The organism is Escherichia coli (genome assembly GCF_036503815.1).
GTDB classification, from domain to species: domain Bacteria; phylum Pseudomonadota; class Gammaproteobacteria; order Enterobacterales; family Enterobacteriaceae; genus Escherichia; species Escherichia coli_F.
The window spans coordinates 929,196-945,795 of sequence record NZ_AP027764.1; the positions used below are offsets into that span (position 1 = coordinate 929,196).

A 16,600-nucleotide genomic window follows, 5' to 3' on the forward strand; every position below is an offset into this window, starting at 1 on the left:
AATCCCAGGCATGATAAGACGCGTCAGCGTCGCATCAGGCGATAAATGCCTGATGCGATACAGAGATTTACTCTTCGAGTGAATACGGCAGCGGCTCAATATGCAATGTATTCGCATCGTCGCGTACGCGGAAGATGCTGTCCGGTTCCATATCGTTATTCATGACGACCTGTACCACGACCTGACCATCTTCCAGTTTTACCGCAGCCAGCACCGTACCGGTACGACGCCAGTTCTCGCCCATTTTCAGCTCTAAATCTTCACCCGCTTCCGGCAGTCGGCTGGCGCTACCTGCCAGCAGCCAGAGGGCGCGTTTGTTGGCACCGCGGAATTTAGCCCGTGCCACCATCTCTTGTCCGGTATAGCAGCCTTTTTTAAAGCTGATGCCGCCCAACGCCTGGAGGTTGGTCGCCTGTGGGATAAACTGCCCGCTGTTGGCGGCATCAATCACCGGAAAACCCGCTTCAATGTTTAATGCCAGCCACTGTTGGCTATTGTTCAGTTCTGCTTCACCGCGCAGTTTATCGGTCAGCATATTGGCGGTAGCTTCATCGGTTACAATCAGGAAACGTTCTGCTGGGTGTTCAAACCATAGCAGGGTAGTCGCACCTTCTCTGATAACCTGCTTTTCCTTCGAAGGCAGTTCACTAAAGAGATTTGCCAGCGCGGCGCGCGCCTGAAAACCGGCAACACCAAGCAGCACACGCTCGTCGTCTGGCGCGATGGTCACTTTAGAGAACACCGCATATTTTTTCAGTTCAGTCAGTTGCGACTCGCGCACGCTGCGCCGTTCAATCCACGCAAAGCCATCGCCGTCGCGGAACAGACGTAAATTGCTCCACATTTTGCCTTTGGCGTCGCAATGGGCGGCGAGCAGGTGCTGATCTTCTGTCATCTGGCTGACATCTGCTGTCACCTGACCCTGCATATATTTTTCGCTGTCCGCGCCAGTAATAGTGGCAAGCGCCCAGTCATCAAGCGTCATCAGCGTCAGTGGCAAACGGGCAGAAGCCGTAGGCTGACGGGGAGGAAAAGGTGTAAAAGCCATAATGGAGTCCTGTTTTACAAACGGCGTATTTATGACTAATGGTAAAAGAGCTATGAGGCAATGCAAGTGCTTTCACTACGCGATCTGTGCCTTCTGATATGCTTTGCGAGGCGACTTCTAAAAAAATGAAGCCCTTGAATTGTTGTAAATTAATTTCGCGATCGCGATTGTGTTTACTGATATTCCCGCAAAAGAAGTCGAAAAACACGTTACAATAGCCGGGTACTGGATTTTCGTGAGACAGGAAGAAGATGGACATTAACAACAAAGCCCGCATTCATTGGGCATGCCGCCGTGGTATGCGCGAACTCGATATTTCAATCATGCCGTTTTTCGAACATGAGTACGACAGCTTAAGCGATGACGAAAAACGCATCTTTATTCGTCTGCTGGAGTGTGACGATCCGGACCTGTTTAACTGGCTGATGAATCACGGTAAACCGGCCGATGCAGAGCTGGAAATGATGGTCCGACTCATCCAGACACGGAACCGGGAACGTGGTCCTGTGGCAATCTGATCTGCGCGTCTCCTGGCGCGCGCAGTGGCTTTCCTTGCTGATCCACGGGCTGGTTGCCGCTGTTATTTTACTCATGCCCTGGCCGTTAAGTTACACCCCGTTATGGATGGTGTTACTTTCGCTGGTGGTGTTTGATTGCGTTCGCAGCCAGCGACGCATTAATGCTCGCCAGGGAGAAATTCGCCTGTTGATGGACGGGCGTTTGCGTTGGCAAGGGCAGGAGTGGAGCATCGTCAAAGCGCCGTGGATGATTAAGAGCGGCATGATGCTGCGTTTACGTTCTGACAGCGGTAAACGGCAACATTTATGGCTGGCAGCCGACAGCATGGACGAAGCCGAATGGCGGGATTTACGGCGGATTTTGTTGCAACAAGAGACGCAAAGATAAAGATGACGGCAAAGCCTGTGCGCTAAGCCGTCAGTGACATCAGGCGTAATGCTCTGCCATTTCGTTGAGGATTTGCTCGCACCAGCTCTGAATACGCTCGTCGCTAAGGTCATACTGGTTAGTTTCGTCCAGTGCCAGACCCACGAACAGTTGCCCGTCAGCAATCACCGGTTTCGGGCTGGTAAACTCATATCCTTCCGTTGGCCAGTAGCCGACGAACTTCACGCCTTTGGTCGAGAGTTTCTCATGCAGCATGCCGAGCGCATCGAGGAACCACTCGCCGTACCCCAGTTGATCTCCAAGCCCATATAGCGCAACAATTTTACCTTCGAGATTCAGGTCGTCGAGCTGATCCCAGACGGCTTCCCAGTCTTCCTGGATTTCGCCAAAATCCCAGGTCGGGATACCCAGAATGAGCACATCGTACTGCTCCATTAATTTCGGGGAGTCGTCCTTGAGGTTATGTAAGGTCACCAGTTCTGGGCCGATAATATCGCGGATTTTTTCTGCCGCCATTTCGGTGTAACAGGTGCTGGAACCGTAAAAAAGACCCATATTCATAACGTAAGCTTCTCGATTCTGCTGTGGCTTTTGCGGCTAGTGTATCAGAATCGCTTTAGTCACGGCACAATAAGGCATAATGGATCAAATGAGTGACCATAAGGGGCGCAAGTGAAACAGGATCTGGCACGCATCGAGCAGTTTCTTGATGCTCTGTGGCTGGAAAAAAATCTGGCTGAAAATACGTTGAACGCATACCGTCGCGATCTGTCAATGATGGTGGAGTGGTTGCATCACCGCGGGTTGACGCTGGCGACGGCGCAAAGTGACGATTTGCAGGCATTACTGGCAGAACGGCTGGAGGGGGGGTATAAAGCCACCAGTTCAGCACGTTTGCTGAGTGCGGTGCGCCGATTGTTCCAGTATCTTTATCGCGAAAAATTTCGTGAAGATGATCCCAGCGCGCATCTCGCTTCGCCGAAATTGCCCCAGCGTTTGCCAAAAGATTTAAGCGAAGCGCAGGTCGAACGATTATTACAGGCACCATTAATTGATCAGCCACTGGAGCTGCGCGATAAAGCCATGCTTGAAGTGTTGTATGCTACCGGGCTGCGTGTCTCTGAATTGGTCGGGCTGACAATGAGTGATATCAGCCTGCGTCAGGGCGTAGTGCGGGTCATTGGTAAAGGCAACAAAGAACGCCTGGTGCCGTTAGGTGAAGAGGCGGTTTACTGGCTGGAAACGTATCTCGAGCATGGGCGACCGTGGTTGTTGAACGGTGTCTCTATTGACGTGTTGTTTCCCAGCCAGCGCGCGCAGCAGATGACGAGACAAACTTTCTGGCACCGCATTAAACATTATGCTGTGCTGGCGGGGATCGACAGCGAAAAGCTGTCACCGCATGTGTTGCGTCACGCCTTTGCCACTCATTTATTAAATCATGGTGCGGATTTACGCGTGGTTCAGATGCTACTGGGCCACAGCGATCTCTCCACCACGCAAATTTATACGCATGTCGCTACCGAGCGTCTGCGGCAACTTCATCAACAGCATCACCCGCGGGCGTGATGTCTGAAAAGAACGGGAAGATTTATGAAGAAAGGTTTTATGTTATTTACGTTGTTGGCGGCGTTTTCTGGTTTTGCTCAGGCTGATGACGCGGCAATTCAACAGACGTTAGCCAAAATGGGCATCAAAAGCAGCGATATTCAGCCTGCGCCCGTGGCTGGTATGAAGACAGTTCTGACTAACAGCGGTGTGTTGTACATCACTGATGATGGTAAACATATCATTCAGGGACCAATGTATGAAGTTAGCGGAACGACTCCGGTCAATGTCACTAATAAGATGTTGTTAAAGCAGCTGAACGCGCTTGAAAACGAGATGATCGTTTATAAAGCGCCGCAGGAAAAACACGTCATTACCGTGTTTACTGATATTACCTGTGGTTACTGCCACAAACTGCATGAGCAAATGGCAGACTACAACGCGCTGGGGATCACCGTGCGTTATCTTGCTTTCCCTCGCCAGGGGCTGGAGAGCCAGGCTGAGCAACAAATGAAAGCCATCTGGTGTGCGAAAGATAAAAAGAAAGCGTTTGATGATGTGATGGCGGGTAAAGCTGCCACTCCGGCAAGTTGCGATATCGATATTGCCGATCATTACGCACTTGGCGTCCAGCTTGGCGTTAGTGGCACTCCGGCAATTGTGCTGAGCAATGGCACACTTGTTCCGGGTTACCAGCCGCCGAAAGAGATGAAAGAATTCCTCGACGAACACCAAAAAATGACCAGCGGTAAATAATTCGCGTGAAACAACAGATACAACTTCGTCGCCGTGAAGTCGATGAAACGGCAGACTTGCCCGCTGAATTGCCTCCCTTGCTGCGCCGTTTATATGCCAGCCGGGGAGTACGCAGTGCGCAAGAACTGGAACGTAGTGTAAAAGGTATGCTGCCCTGGCAGCAACTGAGCGGCGTCGAAAAGGCCGTTGAGATCCTTTACAACGCTTTTCGCGAAGGAACGCGGATTATGGTGGTCGGTGACTTCGACGCCGACGGTGCCACCAGCACGGCTCTAAGCGTGCTGGCGATGCGCTCGCTTGGTTGCAGCAATATCGACTACCTGGTACCAAACCGTTTCGAAGACGGTTACGGCTTAAGCCCGGAAGTGGTCGATCAGGCCCATGCCCGTGGCGCGCAGTTAATTGTCACGGTGGATAACGGCATTTCCTCCCATGCGGGGGTTGAACATGCTCGATCGTTGGGCATTCCGGTTATTGTTACCGATCACCATTTGCCGGGCGAAACATTACCCGCGGCGGAAGCGATCATTAACCCTAACTTGCGCGACTGCAATTTCCCGTCGAAATCACTGGCAGGCGTGGGTGTGGCGTTTTATTTAATGCTGGCGCTGCGCACCTTTTTGCGTGATCAGGGCTGGTTTGATGAGCGTGGTATCGCAATTCCTAACCTGGCAGAACTGCTGGATCTGGTCGCGTTGGGGACAGTGGCAGACGTCGTGCCGCTGGATGCTAATAATCGCATTCTGACCTGGCAGGGGATGAGTCGCATCCGTGCCGGAAAGTGCCGTCCAGGGATTAAAGCGTTGCTGGAAGTGGCCAACCGCGATGCGCAAAAACTCGCCGCCAGCGATTTAGGTTTTGCGCTGGGGCCACGTCTCAATGCAGCCGGGAGACTGGATGATATGTCCGTTGGTGTGGCGCTGTTGCTGTGCGACAACATCGGCGAAGCGCGCGTACTGGCAAATGAACTCGATGCGCTAAACCAGACGCGAAAAGAGATCGAACAGGGAATGCAGGTTGAAGCCCTGACCCTGTGCGAGAAACTGGAGCGCAGCCGCGACACGCTACCCGGCGGCCTGGCGATGTATCACCCGGAATGGCATCAGGGCGTGGTTGGTATTCTGGCTTCGCGTATTAAAGAGCGTTTTCACCGTCCGGTTATCGCTTTTGCGCCTGCGGGTGACGGTACGCTGAAAGGTTCCGGTCGCTCCATTCAGGGGCTGCATATGCGTGATGCGCTGGAGCGGCTAGACACACTCTACCCCGGCATGATGCTGAAGTTTGGCGGTCATGCGATGGCGGCAGGCCTGTCGCTGGAAGAGGATAAATTCGAACTCTTTCAGCAACGGTTTGGCGAACTGGTTACTGAGTGGCTGGACCCTTCGCTATTGCAAGGCGAAGTGGTGTCAGACGGTCCGCTAAGCCCAGCCGAAATGACCATGGAAGTGGCGCAGCTGCTGCGCGATGCTGGCCCGTGGGGGCAGATGTTCCCGGAGCCGCTGTTTGACGGTCATTTCCGTCTGCTGCAACAGCGGCTGGTGGGCGAGCGTCATTTGAAAGTCATGGTCGAACCGGTCGGCGGCGGTCCGCTGCTGGACGGTATTGCTTTTAATGTCGATACCGCCCTCTGGCCGGATAACGGCGTGCGCGAAGTGCAACTGGCTTACAAGCTGGATATCAACGAGTTTCGTGGCAACCGCAGCCTGCAAATTATCATCGACAATATCTGGCCAATTTAGCGTCATATTATCTATAAAAAAGAGCGTGGATTCGGTACAATCCCGCTCTTATCACCGCATTTTGACTAGCTCAATAAAAGAAATCAGACCATGTTTGAAATTAATCCGGTAAATAATCGCATTCAGGACCTCACGGAACGCTCCGACGTTCTTAGGGGGTATCTTTGACTACGACGCCAAGAAAGAGCGTCTGGAAGAAGTAAACGCCGAGCTGGAACAGCCGGATGTCTGGAACGAACCCGAACGCGCACAGGCGCTGGGTAAAGAGCGTTCCTCCCTCGAAGCCGTTGTCGACACCCTCGACCAAATGAAACAGGGGCTGGAAGATGTTTCTGGTCTGCTGGAGCTGGCTGTAGAAGCTGACGACGAAGAAACCTTTAACGAAGCCGTTGCTGAACTCGACGCCCTGGAAGAAAAACTGGCGCAGCTTGAGTTCCGTCGTATGTTCTCTGGCGAATATGATAGCGCCGACTGCTACCTCGATATTCAGGCAGGTTCTGGCGGTACGGAAGCACAGGACTGGGCGAGCATGCTTGAGCGTATGTATCTGCGCTGGGCTGAATCGCGTGGTTTCAAAACTGAAATTATCGAAGAGTCGGAAGGTGAAGTGGCGGGTATTAAATCCGTGACTATCAAAATCTCCGGCGATTACGCTTACGGCTGGCTGCGTACAGAAACTGGCGTTCATCGCCTGGTGCGTAAGAGCCCGTTTGACTCCGGCGGTCGTCGCCACACGTCGTTCAGCTCCGCGTTTGTTTACCCGGAAGTTGATGATGATATTGATATCGAAATCAATCCGGCGGATCTGCGCATCGACGTTTATCGCGCATCCGGCGCGGGTGGTCAGCACGTTAACCGTACCGAATCTGCGGTGCGTATTACTCACATCCCAACCGGGATTGTGACCCAATGCCAGAACGACCGTTCCCAGCACAAGAACAAAGACCAGGCCATGAAGCAGATGAAAGCGAAGCTTTATGAACTGGAGATGCAGAAGAAAAATGCCGAGAAACAGGCGATGGAAGATAATAAATCTGATATCGGCTGGGGCAGCCAGATTCGTTCTTATGTCCTTGATGACTCCCGCATTAAAGATCTGCGCACCGGGGTAGAAACCCGCAACACGCAGGCCGTGCTGGACGGCAGCCTGGATCAATTTATCGAAGCAAGTTTGAAAGCAGGGTTATGAGGAACCAACATGTCTGAACAACACGCACAGGGCGTTGACGCGGTAGTCGATCTTAATAATGAGCTGAAAACGCGTCGTGAGAAGCTGGCGAACCTGCGTGAGCAGGGGATTGCCTTCCCGAACGATTTCCGTCGCGATCATACCTCTGACCAATTGCACGCAGAATTCGACGGCAAAGAAAACGAAGAACTGGAAGCACTGAACATCGAAGTTGCCGTTGCTGGCCGCATGATGACCCGTCGTATTATGGGTAAAGCCTCCTTCGTTACTCTGCAGGACGTTGGCGGCCGCATTCAGCTGTACGTTGCCCGTGACGATTTACCGGAAGGCGTTTACAACGATCAATTCAAAAAATGGGATCTCGGCGATATCCTCGGCGCGAAAGGTAAACTGTTCAAAACCAAAACGGGTGAACTGTCTATCCACTGTACCGAGCTGCGTCTGCTGACCAAAGCACTGCGTCCGCTGCCGGACAAATTCCACGGTTTGCAGGATCAGGAAGCGCGCTATCGTCAGCGTTATCTGGATCTCATTTCTAACGATGAATCCCGCAACACCTTTAAAGTGCGTTCGCAGATCCTCTCTGGCATTCGCCAGTTCATGGTGAATCGTGGCTTTATGGAAGTTGAAACGCCGATGATGCAGGTGATCCCAGGCGGCGCGGCAGCGCGTCCGTTTATCACCCATCACAATGCGCTGGATCTCGACATGTACCTGCGTATCGCGCCGGAACTGTACCTCAAGCGTCTGGTGGTTGGTGGCTTCGAGCGTGTATTCGAAATCAACCGTAACTTCCGTAACGAAGGTATCTCCGTACGTCATAACCCAGAGTTCACCATGATGGAACTCTATATGGCTTACGCGGATTACAAAGATCTGATCGAGCTGACCGAATCGCTGTTCCGTACTCTGGCACAGGATATTCTCGGTAAGACGGAAGTGACCTACGGCGACGTAACGCTGGACTTCGGTAAACCGTTCGAAAAACTGACCATGCGTGAAGCGATCAAGAAATATCGCCCGGAAACCGACATGGCGGATCTGGACAACTTCGACTCTGCGAAAGCGATTGCTGAATCTATCGGCATCCACGTTGAGAAGAGCTGGGGTCTGGGCCGTATCGTTACCGAGATCTTCGAAGAAGTGGCAGAAGCACATCTGATTCAGCCGACCTTCATTACTGAATATCCGGCAGAAGTTTCTCCGCTGGCGCGTCGTAATGACGTTAACCCGGAAATCACTGACCGCTTTGAGTTCTTCATTGGTGGTCGTGAAATCGGTAACGGTTTTAGCGAGCTGAATGACGCGGAAGATCAGGCGCAGCGCTTCCTGGATCAGGTTGCCGCGAAAGACGCAGGCGACGACGAAGCGATGTTCTACGACGAAGATTACGTCACCGCACTGGAACACGGCTTACCGCCGACAGCAGGTCTGGGAATTGGTATCGACCGTATGGTAATGCTGTTCACCAACAGCCATACCATCCGCGACGTTATTCTGTTCCCGGCGATGCGTCCGGTGAAATAAGCATTACGTTATGCTCACAACCCCGGCAAATGTCGGGGTTTTTTATTTAAGCTGGGTAAATGCAGATAATCGTTTTCTGGCTTCGCGATTTGTCGCCTGCATCACCATCCACGGACTGAACGCCCACGGCGTGGCATCAATACCGCGTAAAACCGCTGCTAAATCACACCATTGATAATCCATCACTTCATCATCGTTGATCTGTAACGCACTGGTCGTGCGTGCAGCAAATACCGGACATACTTCATTTTCTACAATGCCATTCGGATCGGTGGCGCGGTAGCGAAAGTCAGGATAGACCGGTTCAGGTGCTGTTATTTCCACACCCAGTTCAAAGCGGCAACGGCGGATCACCGCGTCTTCGTTGCTTTCGCCCAGTTGTGGGTGCCCACAAACCGAGTTAGTCCACACGCCCGGCCATGCTTTTTTGCTAAGGGCGCGGCGGGTAACTAATAATTGCCCTTTGGCATTAAACAGCCAGCAGGAGAACGCGAGATGTAAGAGAGTGTCTGCCGTGTGTGCGGCATACTTTTCCAGCGTACCCGTGGGAACTCCCTGTGCATTCAATAAAATGACGTGTTCCGTTTGCATAATTTCTCACATGTAATTCTAATCACTCATCATTATAGATAATTGAAGAGTGAAATGATTAACCAAGTGAGCGTTTATCGACAACCGCCCGTTTTGAGCGGATGTCGACAGGTAAAACCATTTAAAAAAGCAGCATCATATATTTGAAGCGACTTTCAATGGCCATTGCAACACAGTCAGAAATGACAGGAATAGAGAGAGTAAAAAGCAACAACAGACTGAATATAGCGCGCATTAAAAGATTCATATTATTCTCCATGCTCATTTTTCTTCAGCTTGCGCATCAGAAGCCACATACGTACTGTCCTGACTTTTAAATCTTTATCAGAGACGGATTCCTTCACCAGATCAGCATGATGCTGATAGCCATTAAAGAAGACGTTCAGCACAACGGCGCTAAGGGTTGCGAGCATAATGCCGCTATGCAGCAACGGTTGCAGTACGGCCGGTAACTTAGAAAAGAAATCGTGAGAGAGCGTCGGAGTCATGCCAACGCCGAGACTGATCGCCACAATATAGAGGTTGTAACGGTTAGTGGTGTAGTTACAGCGCGACAGAATTCGAATCCCCGTCGCCAGTACCATGCCGAACATCACCAGCCCTGCGCCGCCAAGCACAAATTGCGGAATCGAGGCTACCAGCACCGCCATTTTGGGCACCATGCCAAACATGATTAATATGATCCCCGAAGAAATACACACCCAGCGACTATGAACGCGCGTCACGCTAACCAGGCCAACGTTTTGAGAAAATGACGTGTGGGGGAAGCTGTTAAACGTTCCGCCTATCATTGTCCCTACACCATCGACACGCAGCCCGCGAATAATATCGTGCGAAGAGAGTTTACGACCGACTATTTCACCCAGTGCCAGGAACATCCCCATCGACTCGATAAACACGATGATTAACACAGCGGTCATGGTTAGAATAGAAACGGGGTCAAATACCGGCATACCAAACGACATTGGGGTGACAATCGCAAACCACGAAGCATCATGTAGCCCGGACAAATTGACTTCATTCATCATCCACGAAAGTAAAAAGCCAAATACAATCCCCAGTAATACGGCGACGTTGGACATAAATCCTTTCGCATAGCGAGTAATGAGCAAGATAAAAATTAAGACGGCAAAGGAGATACCTAAATAAACGGGATTACCATATTGCGGATTCCCTTTACCTCCAGCGGCCCAGTCAATACCGACCTGAATAATGCTAAGCCCGATAGAAGTAATAACCACACCGGTAACCAGTGGCGGGAATAAAGGCATTAAGCGACCGATAAGTGGTGCTAATAATGTGGTGATAAATCCCGCGGCGATAGTGGCACCAAATATCCCCAGCAGGCCGATATCCGGGTTCATGCCAATGGCTATCATTGGTGTTACAGCAGCAAAGGTTACCGACATAATCACCGGCAGACGGATCCCCATAAAGCGGCCGATGCCGATACATTGTAATAATGTGACGATCCCGCAGCAAAAGAGATCCGAGCTAATGAGCATCGCAATAGCTTCTTTTGAGAGGCCCAGTCGGTCACCAATCATAAGAGGAACAGCGACTGCACCTGCGTACATTACAAGGACGTGTTGCAGACCGAGTATGATCAGCTTTCCTGGTGATAATATGCGGTCAACCTCATCAGTTGGGCGGTCTTGCCCTGAAGATGAGGGAAGTTGGGAATCTATGGCGCTCATCAGTGTTTCTCCTTTCGCCCGCCAGAGTAAAAAGTAACCGTTTACGTTATTGAAACTGTCTAAACATATGCTCGTGGAGTGCCAGTTTTTGCGAGGAAGGGGAGTTAGAGACAGGAATTGCGGAGGCAATCACATAATCGTGGTTAAACCACGAAAATGAGAAGAGAACCTGACAATGGAATTATCTGTAATTTTCTCATATTGATATTTCATTAATCATTCTGGCATGTCGCACTCTCGCATTTAATCGTTTTTATCTGGATAGCGCTCTTTTGGTCGGCAATGTTGAAATAATGAAAGCGGCACAGATTGAGGGGCAATAATTTGAACTCAGTCGCAAAATTATAATTAAAACGGTCATGCTACCTAATATATGCCCGTTTATTGCATCGCGAAATTTGAGAAGACATAACTCATTAAATGAAAGGGATGCAAATGAATAAGTTTATCGCTGCTGAAGCTGCGGAATGTATAGGCTGTCATGCCTGTGAAATTGCCTGTGCGGTGGCACATAATCAAGAAAACTGGCCGCTGAGTCACAGTGACTTTCGACCGCGTATCCACGTTGTAGGGAAAGGCCAGGCTGCGAATCCGGTGGCCTGCCATCATTGCAACAATGCCCCTTGCGTTACGGCTTGTCCGGTTAATGCTCTGACTTTCCAGCCCGATAGCGTACAACTGGACGAGCAAAAATGTATTGGTTGTAAAAGATGCGCAATCGCTTGCCCCTTTGGCGTCGTTGAGATGGTCGATACGATTGCGCAGAAATGCGACCTTTGTAACCAGCGCAGTTCCGGCACGCAAGCCTGTATTGACGTATGCCCAACACAGGCGTTACGGCTGATGGACGATAAAGGGTTGCAGCAGATAAAGGTGGCCCGCCAGCGCAAAACGGCAGCAGGAAAAGCGTCATCAGACGCTCAGCCATCTCGCAGTGCAGCGTTGCTCCCCGTTAACTCGCGTAAAGGCGCAGATAAAATTTCAGCGAGTGAACGGAAAACCCACTTTGGCGAAATTTATTGCGGGCTGGATCCACAACAAGCGACTTATGAGAGTGACCGCTGTGTTTATTGCGCCGAAAAAGCTAACTGCAACTGGCATTGCCCGCTGCATAACGCTATTCCGGATTACATCCGTCTGGTGCAGGAAGGAAAGATTATTGAAGCGGCAGAACTTTGCCACCAGACCAGTTCCTTACCAGAAATCTGCGGCAGGGTATGTCCACAGGACCGTCTTTGTGAAGGCGCATGTACTTTGAAAGATCACTCTGGCGCAGTCTCTATCGGGAATCTGGAACGCTACATCACCGATACCGCGTTGGCGATGGGCTGGCGTCCTGATGTCAGCCATGTTGTTCCCCGTATCGAAAAAGTGGCGGTGATTGGCGCAGGGCCTGCAGGGTTAGGGTGTGCTGATATTCTGGCGCGCGCAGGAGTTCAGGTTGATGTCTTTGATCGCCATCCAGAAATTGGCGGTATGCTGACTTTTGGCATTCCTCCTTTCAAACTCGATAAAACAGTCTTAAGCCAGCGGCGTGAGATATTCACCGCAATGGGAATCGACTTTCATCTCAACTGTGAGATTGGCCGCGATATTACCTTTAGCGATTTAACTTCTGAATATGATGCCGTTTTCATCGGCGTGGGGACTTACGGGATGATGCGAGCAGATCTGCCGCATGAAGATGCGCCCGGTGTCATTCAGGCTCTACCGTTCCTGACTGCCCATACCCGCCAGTTGATGGGATTGCCGGAATCTGAAGAGTATCCGCTGACGGATGTTGAAGGTAAGCGAGTCGTGGTATTGGGAGGTGGCGATACGACAATGGATTGTTTGCGTACCTCCATCCGCCTCAATGCCGCCAGCGTGACCTGCGCGTATCGTCGTGATGAAGTCAGTATGCCGGGCTCGCGCAAAGAGGTGGTCAATGCGCGCGAGGAAGGTGTCGAGTTTCAGTTCAATGTTCAGCCGCAATATATCGCTTGTGACGAAGATGGGCGTTTAACTGCGGTGGGCCTTATTCGTACCGCTATGGGTGAGCCGGGTCCGGATGGACGCCGTCGTCCTCGTCCGGTAGCGGGTTCAGAGTTTGAGCTGCCTGCCGATGTTCTGATTATGGCCTTTGGTTTCCAGGCGCATGCCATGCCGTGGTTGCAGGGCAGCGGAATTAAACTCGATAAATGGGGCCTGATTCAAACCGGCGACGTCGGGTATTTACCTACCCAGACGCACCTGAAAAAAGTCTTTGCTGGTGGGGATGCAGTTCATGGCGCGGATCTGGTTGTCACGGCAATGGCCGCAGGAAGGCAGGCGGCGCGCGATATGTTAACTCTGTTTGATACGAAGGCATCGTGATGAAATCGTTAATTATCGTTAATCCGGCTGACTGTATTGGCTGCCGTACTTGTGAAGTGGCCTGTGTGGTCGCTCACCCTTCAGAACAGGCGTTGAATGCCGATGTCTTTTTACCCCGGCTGAAGGTACAGCGACTGGACTGCATCAGTGCGCCGGTGATGTGCCACCAGTGTGAAAATGCCCCTTGTGTCGGCGCTTGCCCCGTGCAGGCGCTGACGATGGGCGAGCAGGTGGTGCAGGCCAATTCTGCCCGTTGTATTGGCTGTCAGAGTTGCGTCAGTGCGTGCCCGTTTGGGATGATAACCATTCAGTCGTTGCCGGGGGATACCCGGCAACAAATTGTGAAATGCGATCTCTGTGAACAGCGGGAAGAGGGGCCTGCCTGCGTTGAATCTTGCCCGACACAGGCGCTGCAGTTGCTTACTGAAAGAGAACTCAGGCGAGTCCGCCAGCAGCGTATTGTTGCCAGCGGTGAGAATCCTCTCTGAAAGAATTCTCCGCGCTGAAAGGCGCGGAGAATCTATTAGATAGCCCATCCACCCGCGTAAAATGCGACCAGTGCGGCAGTAATGATTACCGTACCAATATTCAGCTTTTGCCATTCGCGTGCAAAGACGCGGCCTACGACCAGTGTCACAAAGCCCAGCATAATACCGGTAACGATATTACAAGTCAGAACGATAAACACGGCACACACCAGGCCAGCCATTGCGTCAATAAAATCGTTGAAATCCAGCTTCGAGACGTTACTTAACATCAGCAAACCTACGTACATCAGAGCGGGTGCAGTGGCGTAACCAGGGATCAAAAATGACAGTGGTGATAAAAACAGAATCAACAGGAATAACGCCCCCACTACGGTTGCGGTCAACCCTGTTTTACCCCCGGCGGCGGTTCCTGCCGCTGATTCGATATAAACCGCTGCGGGCGCAGCACCCACCAGGCCGGAGAATATTGAACTTACTGAGTCACTGGTCAGGGCTTTACCGCCGTTGATGATCTGGTTGTCTTTATCTAACAAATTCGCCTGACCGGCGACGGCACGGATGGTACCGGTGGCGTCGAACACTGCGGTCATCACCAATGCCAGTACACTCGGAAGTACAGTTGGCTGGAGTGCCCCCATAATATCGAGGCTGAAAATCAGAGACTTACCATCTTCGCCAGTCAGACTGGGCATCGCCACCAGACCGTGGTACTTCACCGCTGGATCAAAGATTAAGCCGATGATCGAAATTGCAATAATCACCAACAAGATCCCGCCAGGTACGCGGCACTTTTCCAGACCGAAGATGACCGCCAGCCCCAGTAAGCTCATCATCACCGGGAAGGAGGTAAACGCACCGAGCGCCACCGGCAAGCCTTCAATCGGGTTTTTGATAACCATTCCCACACCGTTAGCAGCAATCAGCAGCAGAAACAGGCCGATACCGATACCTGTGCCGTGAGCGATACCCATCGGTAAATTACGTAATATCCAGGTTCGCACACCGGTTACAGAAATGGCGGTGAAGATGACGCCCATCAGAAAGACCGCACCCAGTGCGACAGGAACGCTAATTTGTTGCCCGAGTACCAGACTGAATGCGGTAAATGCCGTTAAGGAAATAGCGCAACCAATCGCCATTGGCAAGTTGGCCCACAAGCCCATCAGCAACGAGCCGAAGCCCGCGACCAGACAGGTGGCAACAAACACAGCTGCGGGAGGAAAACCTGCTTTGCCCAGCATTCCCGGAACGACGATAACGGAATAAACCATGGCCAGAAAGGTCGTTAAGCCAGCCAGTACTTCCTGACGAACGGTACTGCCACGAGCGGTAATTTTAAAATAATTATCCAGCGCGCCTTGTGGCTTTGGTGCGTCCGGTGTTTGTAGGATGTCTCCAGACATAATGATGTCCTCACGAGGATGTTAAAGTTTTATTATTAGTTGCGTTCGTACACCAGACGACCATCAACGTAGGTGCGGTAGATCGAACGGTCATCGCCCAACGTCATCATCACGAACAATTTGTCGACTAAAGAAACAGAGTTGTCATAGCGCAGCTGCTGTAGCGGGGTGGCGGTGGGTTCCATCACCACGAAATCAGCCTCTTTGCCAGGTAAAAAGTTGCCAATCAAATCGTCAAGGCCCAGAGATTTCGCCCCGCCGAGCGTGGCAAGGTAAAACGCTTCATATGCCGAGAGGCGATAGCCTTGTAATTGCAACACTTTGTAGGCTTCGTTCAGCGTTTGCAGCATGTTGAAAGTTGTTCCTGCGCCAATGTCAGTCCCCATGCCCACTTTGACTTTCTTCTGCCATGCTTTTTTCAAGTTGAATAAGCCACTGCCGAGGTAAAGGTTGGAGGTAGGACAGAAAGCAATGCTGGATTTGGTTTCGCTGAGACGATCCCACTCTTTCTCTTCGAGATGGACGCAGTGAGCAAAGACACAATTTTTACCTGTCAGACCGTACTGATGGTAAACATCCAAATAACCATCATGGTCAGGATAAAGCGATTTGACCCAGGCAATTTCATCTTTATTTTCACAAAGATGGGTATGTACCCATGTATCGGGATACTCTTCTTTCAGGCGTTGCGCCATCGCCATCTGTTCAGGAGATGAGGTTGGGGCGAAGCGTGGCGTAATCGCATACAACAGACGACCATTTTTGTGCCAGCGTTCGATCAGTTCTTTGCTTTGGTGATAGCTGCTTTCGGCAGTGTCGAGCAGATAATCCGGTGCGTTGCGGTCCATCATCACCTTACCGGCAATCATACGCATATTGATATGACTGGCGGCTTCAAACAGCGCATCAACGGATTGCGGATGAACGGTACCAAACACCAACGCTGTGGTGGTTCCGTTACGTAAAAGCTGCTTGATGAAGAACGCCGACATTTCGCGGGCGTACTCTAAATCCTCATAACGACGTTCAGTAGGGAAGGTGTGTTTATTCAACCACTCCAACAATTGTTCACCATAGGCCCCAACCATTTCACTTTGCGGATAATGGATATGTGTATCGACAAAGCCCGGTACTACCAGTTTGCCGCGATAGTCGCGCACGCGAATGGTGTCAGGAATTTGATGCTTTCCGTCTTCCCATTCGCCAAACCATTCCACTTTTCCCTGTTTAATGAGTAATAAACCATCCTCAATAAACCGCAGCGCAGAGGCAATCTCTTCCGGGTTATCGATCGTACGGGTGACATCAATAAAACTGCCTCGTACCGCTTTTAACGTGTGTTCTCCTGACATC

The 16,600-nt window shown here is 51.4% G+C and carries 17 protein-coding genes; 10 read left to right on the forward strand and 7 right to left on the reverse strand.

Translation table 11 applies throughout. The features are described from left to right. Nucleotides 1–67: 67 nt before the first annotated feature. Nucleotides 68–1,048, reverse strand: coding sequence for a tRNA-modifying protein YgfZ (gene ygfZ / locus AABJ99_RS04490; protein WP_039020581.1), 981 nt, complete (start codon nucleotides 1,046–1,048; stop codon nucleotides 68–70). 251 nt (nucleotides 1,049–1,299) lie between these two features. Here ygfZ and sdhE point away from each other — a divergent pair, with 251 nt between their 5' ends. Both sdhE and ygfX read left to right on the forward strand, forming a co-directional pair. Beyond that, entirely contained in the window at nucleotides 1,300–1,566 is a 267-nt protein-coding gene (gene sdhE, locus AABJ99_RS04495) for an FAD assembly factor SdhE (protein ID WP_000354046.1), read from the forward strand. Continuing rightward, the gene (ygfX, locus tag AABJ99_RS04500) at nucleotides 1,547–1,954 is read left to right on the forward strand and encodes a protein YgfX (protein ID WP_000244781.1); all 408 of its coding nucleotides are present in this window, start codon (nucleotides 1,547–1,549) and stop codon (nucleotides 1,952–1,954) included. Before sdhE ends, ygfX begins: the two co-directional genes overlap by 20 nt. Nucleotides 1,955–1,993: 39 nt before the next feature. Here ygfX and fldB read toward each other — a convergent pair whose 3' ends face one another. Next, a complete protein-coding gene (gene fldB, locus AABJ99_RS04505) occupies nucleotides 1,994–2,515 on the reverse strand; it encodes a flavodoxin FldB (protein WP_039020580.1) in 522 nt (173 codons plus the stop codon). Nucleotides 2,516–2,626: 111 nt separating this feature from the next. Here fldB and xerD point away from each other — a divergent pair, with 111 nt between their 5' ends. The 5 genes from xerD to lysS all read left to right on the forward strand — a co-directional run bounded on the left by xerD (nucleotide 2,627) and on the right by lysS (nucleotide 8,713). Beyond that, nucleotides 2,627–3,523, forward strand: a complete 897-nt coding sequence (xerD, locus tag AABJ99_RS04510) for a site-specific tyrosine recombinase XerD (protein WP_000806638.1) — start codon at nucleotides 2,627–2,629, stop codon at nucleotides 3,521–3,523. A gap of 24 nt (nucleotides 3,524–3,547) precedes the next feature. After that, nucleotides 3,548–4,258 carry a bifunctional protein-disulfide isomerase/oxidoreductase DsbC gene (gene dsbC / locus AABJ99_RS04515; protein ID WP_039020579.1) on the forward strand — a complete coding sequence of 237 codons (711 nt, stop codon included), beginning with the start codon at nucleotides 3,548–3,550 and terminating at the stop codon, nucleotides 4,256–4,258. A 5-nt stretch (nucleotides 4,259–4,263) separates the two neighbouring features. Beyond that, complete coding sequence (gene recJ, locus AABJ99_RS04520) at nucleotides 4,264–5,997, forward strand: single-stranded-DNA-specific exonuclease RecJ (protein ID WP_000813234.1); 1,734 nt, start codon at nucleotides 4,264–4,266, stop codon at nucleotides 5,995–5,997. Nucleotides 5,998–6,087: 90 nt separating this feature from the next. Next, nucleotides 6,088–7,186, forward strand: a protein-coding gene (gene prfB / locus AABJ99_RS04525) for a peptide chain release factor 2 (protein WP_001701073.1) whose coding sequence is annotated in 2 segments (ribosomal slippage) — nucleotides 6,088–6,162 and nucleotides 6,164–7,186 — 1,098 coding nt in all. Because the reading frame shifts where the segments join, the coding sequence is not laid out codon by codon here. Nucleotides 7,187–7,195: 9 nt separating this feature from the next. After that, nucleotides 7,196–8,713, forward strand: coding sequence for a lysine--tRNA ligase (gene lysS, locus AABJ99_RS04530; protein WP_039020578.1), 1,518 nt, complete (start codon nucleotides 7,196–7,198; stop codon nucleotides 8,711–8,713). Nucleotides 8,714–8,755: 42 nt separating this feature from the next. Here lysS and idi read toward each other — a convergent pair whose 3' ends face one another. Beyond that, the gene (gene idi / locus AABJ99_RS04535) at nucleotides 8,756–9,304 is read right to left on the reverse strand and encodes an isopentenyl-diphosphate Delta-isomerase (protein WP_001192780.1); all 549 of its coding nucleotides are present in this window, start codon (nucleotides 9,302–9,304) and stop codon (nucleotides 8,756–8,758) included. Between the two features lie 54 nt (nucleotides 9,305–9,358). On the opposite strand from idi, the gene AABJ99_RS04540 reads away from it, so the two are divergent. Then, complete coding sequence (locus tag AABJ99_RS04540) at nucleotides 9,359–9,451, forward strand: hypothetical protein (protein WP_223344823.1); 93 nt, start codon at nucleotides 9,359–9,361, stop codon at nucleotides 9,449–9,451. On the opposite strand, the gene yqfG is transcribed toward AABJ99_RS04540, so the two are convergent. Both yqfG and uacT read right to left on the reverse strand, forming a co-directional pair. Next, complete coding sequence (gene yqfG, locus AABJ99_RS04545; RefSeq protein ID WP_001050745.1) at nucleotides 9,426–9,551, reverse strand: protein YqfG; 126 nt, start codon at nucleotides 9,549–9,551, stop codon at nucleotides 9,426–9,428. The genes AABJ99_RS04540 and yqfG overlap by 26 nt on opposite strands. A 1-nt stretch (nucleotide 9,552) precedes the next feature. Continuing rightward, nucleotides 9,553–11,001: a urate/proton symporter UacT gene (uacT, locus tag AABJ99_RS04550; RefSeq protein WP_001354956.1), complete on the reverse strand. Its 1,449-nt coding sequence runs from the start codon at nucleotides 10,999–11,001 to the stop codon at nucleotides 9,553–9,555. Nucleotides 11,002–11,436: 435 nt separating this feature from the next. Here uacT and ygfT point away from each other — a divergent pair, with 435 nt between their 5' ends. Together ygfT and ygfS are read left to right on the forward strand one after the other, a co-directional pair. Next, complete coding sequence (gene ygfT, locus AABJ99_RS04555) at nucleotides 11,437–13,356, forward strand: formate-dependent uric acid utilization protein YgfT (protein WP_039020577.1); 1,920 nt, start codon at nucleotides 11,437–11,439, stop codon at nucleotides 13,354–13,356. Continuing rightward, nucleotides 13,356–13,844, forward strand: a complete 489-nt coding sequence (gene ygfS / locus AABJ99_RS04560) for a 4Fe-4S dicluster domain-containing protein (RefSeq protein WP_039020576.1) — start codon at nucleotides 13,356–13,358, stop codon at nucleotides 13,842–13,844. The genes ygfT and ygfS overlap by 1 nt, the downstream gene beginning before the upstream one ends. 35 nt (nucleotides 13,845–13,879) lie before the next feature. Here the strand turns inward: ygfS and ghxQ are convergent, their stop codons facing one another. Together ghxQ and guaD are read right to left on the reverse strand one after the other, a co-directional pair. Next, a complete protein-coding gene (ghxQ, locus tag AABJ99_RS04565) occupies nucleotides 13,880–15,247 on the reverse strand; it encodes a guanine/hypoxanthine transporter GhxQ (RefSeq protein WP_000012163.1) in 1,368 nt (455 codons plus the stop codon). Nucleotides 15,248–15,282: 35 nt separating this feature from the next. Beyond that, on the reverse strand, nucleotides 15,283–16,599 hold the full coding sequence (guaD, locus tag AABJ99_RS04570; protein ID WP_039020575.1) for a guanine deaminase: 1,317 nt from the start codon (nucleotides 16,597–16,599) through the stop codon (nucleotides 15,283–15,285). Between the last annotated feature and the right edge of the window lies 1 nt (nucleotide 16,600).

Excerpts from the sequence above, each read along its gene's own strand:
- ygfZ (WP_039020581.1), bottom strand. The coding sequence starts at position 1,048 with ATGGCTTTTACACCTTTTCCTCCCCGTCAGCCTACGGCTTCTGCCCGT.
- sdhE (WP_000354046.1), top strand. The coding sequence starts at position 1,300 with ATGGACATTAACAACAAAGCCCGCATTCATTGGGCATGCCGCCGTGGT.
- fldB (WP_039020580.1), bottom strand. The coding sequence starts at position 2,515 with ATGAATATGGGTCTTTTTTACGGTTCCAGCACCTGTTACACCGAAATG.
- dsbC (WP_039020579.1), top strand. The coding sequence starts at position 3,548 with ATGAAGAAAGGTTTTATGTTATTTACGTTGTTGGCGGCGTTTTCTGGT.
- lysS (WP_039020578.1), top strand. The coding sequence starts at position 7,196 with ATGTCTGAACAACACGCACAGGGCGTTGACGCGGTAGTCGATCTTAAT.
- idi (WP_001192780.1), bottom strand. The coding sequence starts at position 9,304 with ATGCAAACGGAACACGTCATTTTATTGAATGCACAGGGAGTTCCCACG.
- AABJ99_RS04540 (WP_223344823.1), top strand. The coding sequence starts at position 9,359 with ATGATTAACCAAGTGAGCGTTTATCGACAACCGCCCGTTTTGAGCGGA.
- yqfG (WP_001050745.1), bottom strand. The coding sequence starts at position 9,551 with ATGAATCTTTTAATGCGCGCTATATTCAGTCTGTTGTTGCTTTTTACT.
- uacT (WP_001354956.1), bottom strand. The coding sequence starts at position 11,001 with ATGAGCGCCATAGATTCCCAACTTCCCTCATCTTCAGGGCAAGACCGC.
- ygfT (WP_039020577.1), top strand. The coding sequence starts at position 11,437 with ATGAATAAGTTTATCGCTGCTGAAGCTGCGGAATGTATAGGCTGTCAT.
- ygfS (WP_039020576.1), top strand. The coding sequence starts at position 13,356 with ATGAAATCGTTAATTATCGTTAATCCGGCTGACTGTATTGGCTGCCGT.
- ghxQ (WP_000012163.1), bottom strand. The coding sequence starts at position 15,247 with ATGTCTGGAGACATCCTACAAACACCGGACGCACCAAAGCCACAAGGC.
- guaD (WP_039020575.1), bottom strand. The coding sequence starts at position 16,599 with ATGTCAGGAGAACACACGTTAAAAGCGGTACGAGGCAGTTTTATTGAT.